12 protein-coding genes and 2 pseudogenes are annotated in these 14394 nt (G+C 33.3%); 11 read left to right on the top strand and 3 right to left on the bottom strand.

Annotated elements, in window-relative coordinates:
• From BM350_RS23750 to BM350_RS23725, 6 genes and pseudogenes are all read left to right on the top strand, one after another.
• The coding region (locus BM350_RS23750) for a thiol-activated cytolysin family protein (RefSeq protein WP_211482639.1) at positions 1-924 on the top strand (924 nt) is incomplete at its 5' end.
• 336 nt (positions 925-1260) lie between these two features.
• Complete coding sequence (locus BM350_RS23745; RefSeq protein WP_090919519.1) at positions 1261-1719, top strand: DUF2262 domain-containing protein; 459 nt, start codon at positions 1261-1263, stop codon at positions 1717-1719.
• 75 nt (positions 1720-1794) lie between these two features.
• Positions 1795-2046, top strand: a pseudogene (locus BM350_RS23740) (plasmid pRiA4b ORF-3 family protein); the annotation flags it as partial.
• A 34-nt stretch (positions 2047-2080) separates the two neighbouring features.
• Positions 2081-3400 carry a hypothetical protein gene (locus BM350_RS23735; RefSeq protein ID WP_090919522.1) on the top strand — a complete coding sequence of 440 codons (1320 nt, stop codon included), beginning with the start codon at positions 2081-2083 and terminating at the stop codon, positions 3398-3400.
• A 241-nt stretch (positions 3401-3641) separates the two neighbouring features.
• Positions 3642-4466, top strand: a complete 825-nt coding sequence (locus BM350_RS23730) for a MerR family transcriptional regulator (RefSeq protein ID WP_090919525.1) — start codon at positions 3642-3644, stop codon at positions 4464-4466.
• Between the two features lie 34 nt (positions 4467-4500).
• Positions 4501-5502 (top strand): serine hydrolase domain-containing protein, encoded by a 1002-nt coding sequence (locus BM350_RS23725; protein ID WP_090919528.1) that lies wholly within the window; start codon positions 4501-4503, stop codon positions 5500-5502.
• A gap of 649 nt (positions 5503-6151) precedes the next feature.
• On the opposite strand, the gene BM350_RS23720 is transcribed toward BM350_RS23725, so the two are convergent.
• From BM350_RS23720 to BM350_RS23710, 3 genes and pseudogenes are all read right to left on the bottom strand, one after another.
• Positions 6152-6793: a Yip1 family protein gene (locus tag BM350_RS23720; protein ID WP_090919531.1), complete on the bottom strand. Its 642-nt coding sequence runs from the start codon at positions 6791-6793 to the stop codon at positions 6152-6154.
• Positions 6794-7023: 230 nt separating this feature from the next.
• Positions 7024-7575, bottom strand: coding sequence for a hypothetical protein (locus BM350_RS27750; protein WP_244548071.1), 552 nt, complete (start codon positions 7573-7575; stop codon positions 7024-7026).
• Positions 7568-7765, bottom strand: a pseudogene (locus BM350_RS23710) (zincin-like metallopeptidase toxin domain-containing protein); the annotation flags it as partial. The gene BM350_RS27750 and the pseudogene BM350_RS23710, both read right to left, overlap by 8 nt.
• Positions 7766-7910: 145 nt before the next feature.
• On the opposite strand from BM350_RS23710, the gene BM350_RS23705 reads away from it, so the two are divergent.
• The 5 genes from BM350_RS23705 to BM350_RS23685 all read left to right on the top strand — a co-directional run bounded on the left by BM350_RS23705 (position 7911) and on the right by BM350_RS23685 (position 14285).
• Entirely contained in the window at positions 7911-9758 is a 1848-nt protein-coding gene (locus tag BM350_RS23705) for a PDDEXK-like family protein (protein ID WP_090919537.1), read from the top strand.
• An 846-nt stretch (positions 9759-10604) separates the two neighbouring features.
• Entirely contained in the window at positions 10605-10832 is a 228-nt protein-coding gene (locus BM350_RS23700) for a single-stranded DNA-binding protein (RefSeq protein WP_090919540.1), read from the top strand.
• A gap of 56 nt (positions 10833-10888) precedes the next feature.
• Positions 10889-11962 (top strand): DNA cytosine methyltransferase, encoded by a 1074-nt coding sequence (locus BM350_RS23695; RefSeq protein WP_090919544.1) that lies wholly within the window; start codon positions 10889-10891, stop codon positions 11960-11962.
• 2 nt (positions 11963-11964) lie between these two features.
• The gene (locus tag BM350_RS23690; RefSeq protein ID WP_090919547.1) at positions 11965-13173 is read left to right on the top strand and encodes a DNA cytosine methyltransferase; all 1209 of its coding nucleotides are present in this window, start codon (positions 11965-11967) and stop codon (positions 13171-13173) included.
• Positions 13174-13298: 125 nt separating this feature from the next.
• Positions 13299-14285, top strand: a complete 987-nt coding sequence (locus BM350_RS23685; protein WP_090919550.1) for an HNH endonuclease — start codon at positions 13299-13301, stop codon at positions 14283-14285.
• The last annotated feature ends 109 nt before the right edge of the window (positions 14286-14394 follow it).

Below are 14394 nucleotides of genomic sequence, written 5' to 3'. Positions count from 1 at the left end.
GCAAGTGCTCTTAATGTTAACGCTAAATATCTTGACAATTCACTGAACATTGATTTTAATGCAATTGCAAATGGAGAGAAAAAAGTGATGGTTGCGGCATATAAGCAAATCTTTTATACCGTAAGTGCAGAACTACCTAACAATCCATCAGATCTTTTTGATAATAGTGTTACGTTTGATGAGTTAACTCGTAAAGGGGTAAGTAATACGGCTCCGCCTGTTATGGTGTCAAATGTAGCTTATGGTAGAACAGTTTATGTAAAATTAGAAACATCATCTAAGAGCAAAGATGTACAAACTGCTTTTAAAGCTTTAATTAAGGGTCAAGGCGTTGAAGCGAGTGGACAGTACAAAGATATTTTTGAAGACAGTACCTTTACTGCTGTAGTATTAGGCGGAGATGCAAAAGAGCATAACAAGGTTGTTACAAAGGATTTTGATGAAATCCGCAATATCATTAAAGATAATGCAGAATTAAGTTCTAAAAACCCAGCATATCCAATTTCATATACTAGCTCTTTCTTAAAAGATAATTCAACTGCTGCAGTTCATAACAATACAGATTATATCGAGACTACAACTACAGAATATTCTAGTGCTAAAATGACGCTTGATCATACTGGTGCATATGTTGCTCAATTTGATGTATCTTGGGATGAATTCACATATGATCAAAATGGAAAAGAAGTACTAACTCATAAAACTTGGGAAGGAAATGGCAGAGACAGAACTGCTCATTTCAATACAGTAATCCCACTTCCAGCGAATTCAAAAAATGTAAAAGTCGTAGCAAGAGAATGTACAGGTCTTGCATGGGAATGGTGGAGAACAATTATTAATGAACAAAATGTTCCATTAACAAATGAAATGAAAGTTTCAATTGGAGGAACAACATTATACCCAAGTGCTAATATTAGTCATTAATTAAAAGTGGAAGCGCCCTGTTTATAGGGCGCTTTTTTACTTGGTCGCTGTAATGATAAGGTTTTGTAGTCCTTAGCGTACAATTTTCCCAGAATGATATGAGTGTATTGTATTCTTCTTCTTCAACTATCGAGCTAGATTCTTGAACAATACCATATAAAAAATAAGATTTCTATGTAATAGCTTAGAAGAGATTGTGAAGGTTTTTCCTAAATTAATGTGTAGTTTAGTTTAAGAAGGAGTGATTCATTTCTATAACGAATTAGAGATAAAAAATCAAGAAAATGTCGATGTAATCAATGGAGGACTATATATTAATAGAAAGGAAATTAGGAGATGGAAAAATCAATACAAAGTGAATTGATTGGAGTGTTTACCTTTAATGAGGCTTGTAAAGTATATGAGCAAAATAAGGGGAAAATACATTGGCAATTGGATATGAGAAATGAATATGTAGATGTTAATGAAATGATTAAAAGAGCAGAGAAGCTTTTTTTATGCAGAGAAGAATTTGATAAAAAGGCTAAAGTAGCCATAGCAGAGAAATTGATTGATTACAAAAATGATTTTTGGCCTGAGTATGATGAGAATGATGAACATTTAAATTGGGATGCTGTAGATGCAGGAGAATATGATGTAACGAAAGAAGAATTTGAAAAAGCAATTACTCTCTATGACATTGAAATTAGAGCAAATGATATATACTGTGAATATCATGATGGAGATTTATTTGGAGGACACAGGATACATGCTTGTTTTGATAATGATTACAAGTTATTAAGTGCAGAGGTTTAGTTTTAATTAGATAAAAGTTGCAAGAATAATGCGAGGTCGCGTTAATTCGCAACTTTTAAATTAGATGACTGGGAACATGAGCTAGTACTAGAAAAAGTACTGCCAATTGATGAGAAAATGGTTATTCCTACATGTACAAAAGGAAAGCGTGCATGTCCGCCTGAAGATTGCGGCGGTGTTTACATGTATAACGAAATTCAAACAGCCCTAAAAGGTGAAGGAGAGCTGGATGAAGGGATAAGAGAATGGCTTGGGGAATTTGATCCAGAGGAATTTGACTTGGAGTTGATTAATAGCATTTTGGAGAAATTTGTTGTAAGGCGATAATATGTAGTGAAAACGTTAGGGGTGGAGTGAGCATATGGCACAAGAAGTATCATTACAAGATTTGTGTAAGGAATTAGAGAAAGAAGAATTGATTGAATTAGTAAAGCACTTGGCAGATCAGTATATGGATATAGATATGGCTGTAATGGAATGGTATGTACTGCAGAAGGGAACCGAAAAGCAAAATCCTCTATCAGACAAGCTACTTTGGGAATATTGGGAAAGGGCCGAAGAGATTATTAGTAATTTCAACGATTATGGTGGTGGACCTGAAGACCTTGAATATGAGGCTTATGAATATTTGGAGAAAATAACAAGCTTATTGCCTCAATATTCCATCCCTACTGAAGAGAAAAGAATACTAATCAATAGATTATTTATGCAATATGCCATTGGAAACTCTGGGTTTGATGATGTACTAATGGATACAATTTATGAATTATGTGAATCGGATTCGGACTGGAAACATGTGATTACGTTACTTCAAAAGGAACCTGATGATTGGAATCAAACACTTATCATGCGCATTTATAAAGATCAATTACAAGACGGGGAAGCGTATTTGCAATTGCGGTTACAATCTTTAAAATATGGGATGGATTATTGGGATTTAGCAGCATATTACATCTCACAGGAACAGATAGAGAAAGCAATCGAAGTTGCTGAAGCAGGAGTGGAGAACGGACAAGGCAGAAAAACAGAATTATTCGCATTTCTATTTGATTACTATGCGGATCAAAATGAAATGAATCAAATACAAGTTGTAGTAGACGCGGCCTTCCATAAACAATCAGACATTGGCCTAATACGTGAGCGTGCCTTCGTATACTTTAAACGGAAGAATGAGTATGAAAAGTTAAAGAATATGTTAGTAAGGGCATTTCGAACGGATTATCGCGATAAAAAGCATTATGATGATTTCAATTCAATGAAAGAGCATCTCTCAGCTGAAGATTGGGCAGAGGTGCAAGAAGAGATGATAGGAATTGTTCAAAAAGAAAGTATGATAGATTACTTGGAAATTTGCTATGACATGGAAATGTATGATGAAATATTAAAAATCATCCTTGAACCGAGTGAATATATATACATAGATTGGGACAGCTTTGCGGACAAACTTGTGGATCAATATCCGAGAGAAATCATTGAATATTATTGGAACAAAGGCTGTCTTCTTATACCGAGCGGCAATCGCAAACGTTATAAAGAAGCTGTAAAACACTTTGAAAAAGCAAGAGATATTTACGAAAAGAAATTAAATGAATATGATGTGTGGCAAACTCGCTTAGAAGCACTGGAAATACAGTATAGAAATAGGCGAGCGTTTTTAGATGAGATGCGTGTATTTGGATAAGTTGAGGGCTATTTCGGTTTGAAATAGCCTATTTCTTATGACTAAATTTGTCAAAAGGTCTTTGTTCTATGTCGAATCGCCGATATATTGGTAAGAATGGTCGATATTGTTTTATTGATTGATAAGGGGAATTGGATTTTTCGGAATATATCTGGTTGACTTTGCCCTTAGGGTAAAGTGTATAAAAGAATAGAACAAAGCATTCCATCCGTATAAAAATATGAAGAATGGAGGTGACCTCTTGCTATCGATTGGAGAATTTTCAAAGATATGCGAAGTATCGACAAAAACACTTCGATATTATGATGAAATTGGATTAATTCACCCTGATGAGATTAACCCTGAAAATGGTTATAGGTATTATTCCATCAGGCAACTAAAAAAGATGCTCTTTATCAACCGTTTAAAATCCTATCATTTTTCTCTGGAAGAAATTAAGGTCATTTTGGAATTGGAAGAGGATCAGTCAGAAGAGAAACTGTTTTCTGCTCTTAATCGCAAAAGAAAAGAAATACAGGAAAAGCTAAATGCTTTTGCATATACCTTAAATCAAATGAGTAATGACATTCTCAATTTAGAGAACGGCATACCAATTATGTCATACCTTGACAATATAGAAGTACAACTTGTTGGAACAAAGCCAATGAATATCCTTTCTATGCGTCAGATGATGAGTAGCGATGACTATGCTGCAGGATATGGAAGATATTTTAACAGGCTATATGAAAAGATTGCTAGAGAAAAGCTGACTTTGCTTGGTATGCCAATGACTATTTATCACAGTCCTGAATACAATCCTGCCGGCAATGATACGGAGTTTGCCATCCCTATAGAAGAGATTGTAAAAGGAACGAGAGATTTGCCAGGAGGCCTTTGTGCAAAGTCTGTTTTAAAGGGATCCTATCCAGAATTGACATCAGTATATGCTAACTTGATGAAATGGGTTGAAAAGGAAGGATATGAATTAATACACCCGCCATATGAAGTATACGTAACCGACCCCAATCAAGCCGCCGTTCCAGAAGATATTGTGACAGAAGTGTATTTTCCAGTAAAGAAAAAATAGCAGCGTTCGCTAAATAAAATAGGAGGTATCTATCATGAAAAGAAATGACTGGCTATCTGCAGACCCGGCAACTTTGAAAATGGACCCTGAAAAACTTTCAGAGATTGAACCTATGATAAAATCCGATCACAGCAATATAAACGGCATTGTTGTTGTGAGAAATGGATCTATTGCATATGAAAGATATTATAATAGTTACGGCCCGGATGATACGCACCATGTGGCGTCTGTAACGAAAAGTGTAATTTCTGCCCTTATTGGGATTGCCATAGATGCAGGATATATTACAAATGTAGACCAAAAGGTGTTAGATTTTTTCCCCGAATATGTTTCCAATGCTGCCCAAAAGCAGGAAATCACTATACGCCACCTTCTTACCATGACAGCACCATATCCATTTGAGGACTGGCATGAGCCATTAGACAAGTTGTGCCAACAACCAGACTGGGTAATATATACTCTCGATATGCTAGGCGAAAAAGGAAAACTTGGCAATTTTAAATATTCCACCGCAGGAGCACATCTGCTTTCAGCCATCATCACGCGTAGTACAGGAAAAAGCGCCCGTGAGTTTGCCAACGAACGCCTATTTAAACCCATCGGCATGAAAGAAATCCCAGATTATAAAATGAAATCATTTGGATTTGAAGACTTATTCGGGAAAAATGTGAAAGGGTGGGTGAAAGATCCAAACGGTAACTCCACTGGCGGATGGGGGCTTACGCTAACTCCTCGTGACATGGCACGCTTTGGTCTTCTATATTTGAACCGTGGTATTTGGGATAATAAAGAGATTATTTCTAAGACATGGATTGATGAATCAACAATGATAAACCCAAATAATTACGGTTATTTATGGTGGGTACATGAAGAGGATGGGATTTTTGCGTACTTAGCACGGGGTGATGGTGGGAATGTTATTTGTTGCGTTCCAGAAAAAGACCTTGTTGTGGCAATTGCATCAGAATTTATTGTGAATCCTCGTGATAGATGGGAATTGATTAAGAAATGTGTTATTCCAGCTGTGGTAGATTAAACTTATTAGTCTAGTAAAGATGAGTGGAGAAATTTTCTTTATAAAAATAGCCATGTATGCAAGGAGCAAGGACTATATTCGCTGTTATGATCCTATTAAAAGAAAAAAGGAACAAAATATAGAAAGAAAGGCGACTTTCCGTTCAATTTTGAAAGAAAAGTCGCCTTTCTTGTTTTACATGTGTTTTATGAGATGAAAAATGGAAGTTTTTCAGTGGCCTTGATAATTCTTTTATATCTCTATTTTTAAGTGTTAACCACTAGTACACCGCAGCAAGTCAATATTACTAACAGCACGTAGAAAACGTTTGGATAAATAAGAAGAAAAAATAAAGATTCAGAATCACATTTGCTATAAGGACAATGGAAAATGAGTATAACGAAAAGGCTTAAAAGGAGCTTTTTTTAATTTGACCGATAATTTACGTATATTTTAAGTGTTATTTTGCATATCTAACTTAAAAAACCCAGCTACCTTCACATGAGAAGATGAGCTGGGTTTCTTAATTATTTACATTCAATCATTTATAGAACAGACAAGTAATATAGCGTCTGCTCATTGTTTAGCAATCGCGCCCGCGAATAGCGGGATAAACTTGCCTGAATTTGAAGTAGGAAAGTCTATAAGAAGCAAGTAAATTATTAAAGGGTTATAACCCTTTAATAAGTATTACTATTATTACCAATGGAAGAATGATAATCATAAAGGATACTATTGTTGTTAATAATGCTTTCCATGCTGAAAATTGGTGTGCTTCTCCTAAACATTTTAAGGAAATAATGATTGTCCAAATTCCAATAACGAAATCAATTATGGAAAAAATAAGGAACAAAATCGTTAAAGTTGTGCTACTATTCATTTTTGGTGCTTCACTTGTAAAGTTTTCTATCCCAAACAAGAAAAGTGAAGGCACCCAAACTAATATAAGAGAATAAACGTAAGGAATATAAGAATAGGCAGTAGCGTAACGTGTTTTTTCAAAGGTACCTTGTCCACCGAGTTTTTTTGCTACCCAATTTAATAACGCGGGTAGCAAAAAATAATAAATTAAGGCACCAACGAAGGTGCTGAATATAACTACTGAGATTAGTAGAAATGGACTACTTATTGAATCCGCTATACTTTTAGAAGCTGCTCGATCTAAAGCTTGTACGAATGTGCCTAATAAAATGAGTAAAAACACATTCTTAGGTTTGGATATAAAAATTTCTTTCATTGTATCACGTGGTTTTATCCAAATGGAGAACCAAGGATTAAGTGCACGTTTAAATTGATTTTCTGGAGTTTCCATATAAAAAACATTCCCCTTTCTTAAAATATATCAAACATAATTTTCCAATTATTCCTGTTATGTACATATAAATATTAAAACATAAATAGTCGATTATTTAAATATAAATATCTGATTATTTATATAGTTATTTTTAAGCCGTTGTCTGCTCATAATTACGGTGATATCGTTTTATTTCACCATGATTAAATTCATGTTTATCATGCATTTTAATTGATTAATCATCGTCATCATCGTAAATGTGGAGTTATAGGGTATCCTGATGGGTCATACATATATTCAACACATGCTTTTTCATCAGAAATAACAAGGTCTACATCATCACCACCACCAAAGGGCGAAGGTGGTACTTTCATATTAACGTGCCAAGCATAACCATCAAAACCATCGTAACGTTCATAAAAAGTTATTGACTCTCCGGTATTTGTATAAATCATTCCTTCCAAGTGATTTTCAATATTGTAATTTTGGGAAATTTGTATCAATCTATCTGTATTTAATTTAGTGTGTATATTGAGTATTTTATTTTTATTAACTCCTATTATTAAAAACGAAATGGCTTCTTTTTCATCAGAAATAACAATGAACTTATCAAAATCTTTAAAGTCTAGCTCAACAAGCCATGCGCAACCATCAATTGCAAAAAACTTATCATAAAACTGAACTGATTGGTTTATATCGTTATTTATTGTCTGCGGAAGGTAGTTTTTATTACGTTCATTCAAGTATTCCTGTGCAATATGTAATGCTTTCTTAGCAGATAGTTTTGGTCTATTACTCATCTAAACACCCCTTAAATATTTCAGAATTAGCAGGCGGCCATTCATATGGTTCCTTTTGTCCATTTCTGATTGAATAAATATAACGTTCAGCAGTAGTTATCTCAGCCCTTGTGAAACTTGCTTTATTCTTCATAACTGTATTGTATACATGCTCTTCTCCTTGTAAAATGGTTTGTTTCAAGTAACTCTCTTTTCCTAATTCTAGTCATTGTTGTGGTAGAACAGTTCCTCCTGAATATCGTTTTGAAGAACGTGTTTGTTATTCTTGTGCTAGTAAGGAATTTAGATAAAATGAGGATAGATACATTCAACAATACATAATGGTGGTGCCAAATATGGACTATAATTTTGAGGTTTTATCTCTTTTAGATCATTCGTTTGAGTTTGAGAAGCTACACAGTAAGTTGAATCGTTTCAATCCTTTTAAAATATTAAGGGTAGATAAATTTGAAATTCGTCATTCGAATATCATTTCTTGGCTGCTTGATCCAAATGGTAATCATAATTTGGGTGCTTTTTTTATAAACAAGTTACTCTCTAAAGTATTTGTAAAGGCAGAGAATGAAAGGTTAATTGGTAAATATGACTTTATTAAGTTACATAGACAGGCGCTACATGATTTGGAAGTTCTTCGTGAAGTGCAGACAACGGATAACAAACGCATTGATATTTTAGCTGTATCAGAGTTGCAGAAAATCGTAATCTTGATTGAAAATAAATATAAGTCGTCAGAATCAGATGGGCAACTACAAAACTATTTAACATTTGTTCATGATACATACGAAGGTTATACGATTGTCCCCATATTTTTAAGCTTGGATGGCATTGCTCCAAGTCATTTAGATTATTTCATTTTAGACTATGAAGATATATTAAATATATTAAAAGCATATTTGGAAATTAACAGTACCTATATTTCTAATTCGATTCAAGATTTTCTTTATTACTATTTAGATGTATTAGAAGGCGAACTGATTCGAGATGAAGAAGATGTTGAACTGGCAATGAATGTGTACAAGAAGCATAAAGAGGCGATTGACTTTCTGTTTGTGGGTAATTCAGGAAAGACATTGGGAAAGTCTGCGCATAGTAAAATGTTAAATATCATGAATCGTTTAACTTTAGAGGAACGTGAATCTTTCCGTAAAATATATACGGCTCATGCAGAAACGATTGATTTTGTATATGAAATAGGAAATAGTGTAATGAGAGAAGCATTCTTACAATTTGTTCGTCAAAATGAAATTCCAAATAATTGTTATCGTGAACATATTCGCATCCCTTCTTTTATTTTCCCTGAATGGAGACAGCTTGATGATGTTCTAGGGATACCAAAAGGAGACTGGTGGTTAAATAATGCCCTTGTTATATGGTTTGAGAAAAAAGCAGAAGATCGGATGAAACTCATTATTGAAGTAGGTCCATTAGAATATGAAAAAAGATTACAGCTATTAAACAAATTAGAAGAGAATGGGATACCTATTAAAGGGAAATCGAAAGAAGCTGGATCTATGTATACGAGAATCTATGCTGCAAATGAAGAAATTCGCAATTGGACAGATAAAGATGAAATACTTCGTAAAATGAACAAAATGTATAATAGCAATGGATTTAATAAAGTAATTTCATCAATAACTGAGGCGATAACAAGTATCGTATATGAGGAAGATATTGCGGAAACCGAAACTTTTGATTCTAGTCACATTCCAAGTGATCAAGTTGACAAGGGTACCTTAGCTGCTGCATTTCAATTATTTGTTACGCAACATAATCTACAAGAGGAATGCTATAACATTCATCATAGACTCCCATCGTTCATTATGCCAGAATTCCGGTTACTTGAAGAACAATTTGGAGTACCGCAATGGAATTGGTGGTTAAATAATGGCCTAATTATGTGGTTTGAACGTTTAAAAGATAATAGATTGAAATTTATCATAGAAGTAGGCCCACTTGAATCTTATAAAAGAATCGCGTTACTTATAAAACTCGAAGATAAAGGAATGAAAATAAGTACACGAACTAAAAATCCAGATGCCTCTTATACAAGGATTTATACGAGTACGAGTAATGTTAGTGATTGGTTGGATACGAAGGAAGTATTAGATAGTATGAATACGTTGTTTGACGATGAAGAATGCCAAGATGTTATAAGATTGTTGATAAATATAGCAGACGAGTGAGGTACTTGGTAGATAATCGAGTACGGTAAGAGTTAAAGTATATAGCAAACAGAATGATGGATATTTTTTTAAACGCCATATTTTTAAAATATAGTGCTTTATTTGTTTAATACTTACATTTGGAATTATATACTTGTATATAAATAGAATGATATAAACAGGCTTAAGTCTACTCCATTAACGAAAAAAGGAATGTTTGAAGTAATTGTAATAAATTACCGTCACGGAGGAAGCACATGTTAGAGAAACTACTCATTGAATTTACCAGAAAAATAAACCAGGTTAACAAGATAACAGTTGGATCACAAAGATAGATGATAAAGGATTATATGTTGAAACGGAATTCTCACGTGAAAAGTACGAAAGAAGAGAGGGATCACAGCCGTACTTTATGATAACTTTTGAGGCCCTTTAACATAATTGGACAGAGGAACTTTTTTACTTCTAATGCAGTTTGATATTAATTGTTATATTTCTAATAAAGAAAGAGTTTATTTTTTTATTATTTAGTATTGAGGGAATAGATAATGAATTAAAGCAATCTAACTGATTTTCTATTTTTTATGAATAAAATAATTTTTATTTTTTGTTGAGATTGTAGAGGTAGTAATATTATTATATTAAGTACTAAAAATTACCAATGTTGATTTGTCTAGTATCGAGGCCTTTAATATTATAGGATAACGTTTGTTGCTTTCTGGATTTAATATCAAGTGCTCTTCGTCACAATTAGGTATCTTTAAGACTACTAATCTTTCTTTACTTATATAAACATTTGTTCTATCATAAGCATATGCATATATTTATGTTGGGTTTTAATTTACTTAAAAGGGGAATGGAATACAAATGGATTGTTTGAAGTTAGCCATTCAAGAAGTTGAAAATTTAAATCCTGGTGAGATGTTTTTGGTCAAAGACTTATTTAAAGGCTATGAATGGAATCGTTTAGCTATTGGTGATAGACGTTCGCTAGGTGCATTATTCTTACATGAAGTAAAATATGGAGAGTTAAGTGGAGTAATAGAAATTGGAATTAAAAGTAGTGCAAATCAGCAACAATATAAGAAAAGATAGTATGTTAATTGATAAATTGTTTATTTAAAACGAATTGTTAGTTGGAGTTGAAAATATTGAGTAATAAAAAACCTACTGTTATTGATATGTTTTGTGGTTGTGGTGGCTTGTCTAGAGGCTTTATGGATGCCGGTTATGACGTTCTATTAGGTATTGATAATAATGAGTCCGCTCTAAAAAGTTTTAAGGAAAATCATAATGGAGCTATTGCTATGAATGGAGATCTCTTTCAAGGATCTACTATATTAGAAGTGGCACATCTTACTAATAATAAAAGTATTGATTTAATTATTGGTGGTCCCCCTTGCCAAGGCTTCTCATTAACTGGAAAACGTGATGAAAATGATGAACGTAACACGTTATTTGAGGCTATGGTTAATGCTGTTGCATTTTTTCAACCCAAAGCTTTTGTGTTAGAAAATGTGCCTGGTTTAGCCACTTTATATAAAGGAAAAGCTAAAGAAGCTATTATGAAGGAGTTTGCAAATTTAGGATATACAATAACTTACAAAGTTTTGTATGCCCCTGATTACGGAATCCCTCAAATAAGAAAACGTTTATTTTTTGTTGGATTAATAAATGGTATGGAATTTGAATTTCCAGAACCAGTCTGTACCCCAGAAAATTATGTAACATGTGAAGATGCAATTGGTGACCTACATGATTTCGAGAAGGATTTAGGTACAGACATTAGTGAGTATCCAAATCCACCAAAAACAGCGTATCAGAAAAAAATGAGAAAGAATGCTAAACACTTATATAATCATGTAGGTACAAAGCATACACCTGAAGTAATTAATGTCATTTCACAAGTTCCGGAAGGCGGAAATTATAAAGACTTACCCCCTGGTGTAGGAGAAAGTAGAAAGTTTAATGAGGCTTGGACTCGTTATCATAGCCAAAAGCCTTCCAAGACTATTGATACGGGTCATCGAAATCATTTCCACTATAAGTATAATAGAGTACCGACGGTTAGAGAAAATGCTCGTTTACAATCATTTCCTGATGATTTTAAATTTTTAGGAAACAAAACGGAACAATATAAACAAGTTGGTAATGCTGTTCCTCCATTGCTAGGATATCATTTAGGCATACAACTAAAAAAATATTTAAATGTAGATGGAGAATAACTATGGTTCAATGTAATTTTATAGATATTTTTGCTGGTTGTGGAGGACTTTCTGAAGGGTTTGAAAAAAAAACTTATTTTAACATGCTAGCTGCTGTAGAATGGGAAAAGCCTCAAGTACAAAATCTTATAAACAGGCTAATTACCAAATGGAACGTAACAGATGCTAACAAAAGGGTGCTAAGATTTGATATTCAACGAACGGAAGAGTTATTTAAAGGATGGTTGAATGACCCTAATTACGGAACCCATGAAGGATTAGATAAATTGTTAGAGGGAAAATCATTAGATTTAATAATCGGTGGCCCCCCTTGTCAAGCATATTCAGTAGCAGGCAGAATACGGGATGAAAATGGTATGCGTGATGATTATAGGAATTACTTGTTCGAAAGTTATCTGGAAATTGTAAGAAGATACCAACCGAAATTATTTGTTTTTGAGAATGTACCTGGAATATTAAGTGCTAAACCTGGAGGTATTCCTGTTACAGAACTTATAAAGAATGACATCGAACAATCTGGATATGAAATAATTGATGATTTAAAAATGTATGCACAAATAGATTTATCCGAATACGGTGTTCCGCAAAAAAGAAAACGTGTAATTATTATTGGGTTGAGAAAAGATTTGTATCCTGATGCGCAAAAACTTTTAAAATTTTTCTATACAGAACATCTTCCAAAATATAAAGAGTCGACTAAAACTGTTCGAGATGCAATTGAAGATTTGCCTAAATTACTGCCTTTAGATGAGGAAATCAAAGTAAGTGGTAAAAGGTTTTCGCATTCTCTGAGTTATAAAATTTCGAATCATTTACCGAGGTTTCATAGCAAACGAGATATTGGGACTTTTCAATTACTGGCTGAAGATATCGAAAGTGGTCATTGTAAATACACTTCGAGTGAAGCTTTAAAACAACTTTACACCCAAATTACAGGAAAAACTTCAAACGTTCACAAGTATCATGTATTAAGATGGGATCAGCCTAGTAACACTATTCCTGCCCATCTCTATAAAGATGGGCTAAGACATATCCATCCTGATCCTGCTCAAGCACGTACAATTACTGTACGTGAAGCTGCAAGATTACAGACATTTGATGATGACTATGAATTTATATCTAGTGCAGGGGATAACTATAAAATGATTGGGAATGCCGTTCCTCCTAAATTCTCTGAAAAGTTGGCACAGGCTCTTGAATTATTATTATAAACTCTTTTTTTGAGAAGCTTATCAAGCTTCTTTTTTTATGTAAAAACATGTAAAATCTAATTATAAAGAAATGTGTTTAATACAGAAAAACAATAATTATTTATACATATCGGGGGGAGCAAGATATGACGTACTACTTGAAAAAATTAGGACACCAAGAGTTAGGAAGTATAAAAGAACCCGGAGGCAAGCCATCTCGAGGTAGATATATATATATATCTAAAGATGATAGAGTCCTTTCTATTTTCCCTCCACTGGCTAAGTATGTCAAAAACGATTCTTCATTATTACCAATCATTCCTTTGTATTCAAAAAATGTTGAAAAAGTTTATTGTAACTACATTTATCACAATGATAAATATAATGGTAGTACCTCTAAGCGTCCAAGAAATGAGTTTAGAATATACTCCAATAATTCTTTGGAAATGAATCAGCGTCTTTTTGAAACAAATGATATTATTGTGATGAGAAAAGGTGAAATTGTAGAAGAAGAAAAACAAACAGTATATTTTTTAGATAGAGTTACTCCTGCAGAAGTTGATTATTATCAAAAATGTGAAAAAATTATTGATTCTTGTGATATTAGAGATAGCGCTGCAATTTATGAAGGCACTATTGATGAAATTGAAAGAAAAATCAATTCATTACATACAGCTCCTATACAAGTAGTTGTAGATTCAAGCGTACCTCGAAAAATTCAAAACTCAGATACGCAACTATCGGATTTATTTACTTCCACTAGTTTTAGAGATTTCACAATGGTTGCATATAATGGAAGGTGCGCTGTAACTGGAAGCATTATTAGATACGGTAATTTCTTAAATTTAGAAGCAGCACATATTAAGCCTAAAAGTCATGGTGGGTTGTACCTACCTAATAATGGATTAGCTTTAAGCAGAGATATACATTGGGCTTTTGATAAAGGTTTTTTTACATTAAATGAAGACTATACACTATTAGTACATCCCAAAATTGAAAGTGATTTTTTAAAGGGTTATAATGGAAAACAGATTTTTATCCCTACAGAGGACTTCTTTAAACCATCACTTGATAATATTCATTATCATAGGAATCGTGTGTTTGGTCTTTTTATGACATCAGGTAGATTATAGAATTCCGTTCATCATTTATAATTGTTAATTTTTTCTTAATATTTTTGAGAAGGGTAGAGTAATTTCAATATTACGGTTCTGTTGCAAAGTTTTCTAAATGAGATTACAC

It is taken from the genome of Bacillus sp. 103mf (assembly GCF_900116295.1).
Taxonomy (GTDB): Bacteria; Bacillota; Bacilli; order Bacillales; family Bacillaceae_G; genus Bacillus_A; species Bacillus_A bruguierae.
The sequence above is the reverse complement of the archived record's forward strand: the minus strand, read 5'-3'. Positions and strand labels throughout refer to the sequence as shown.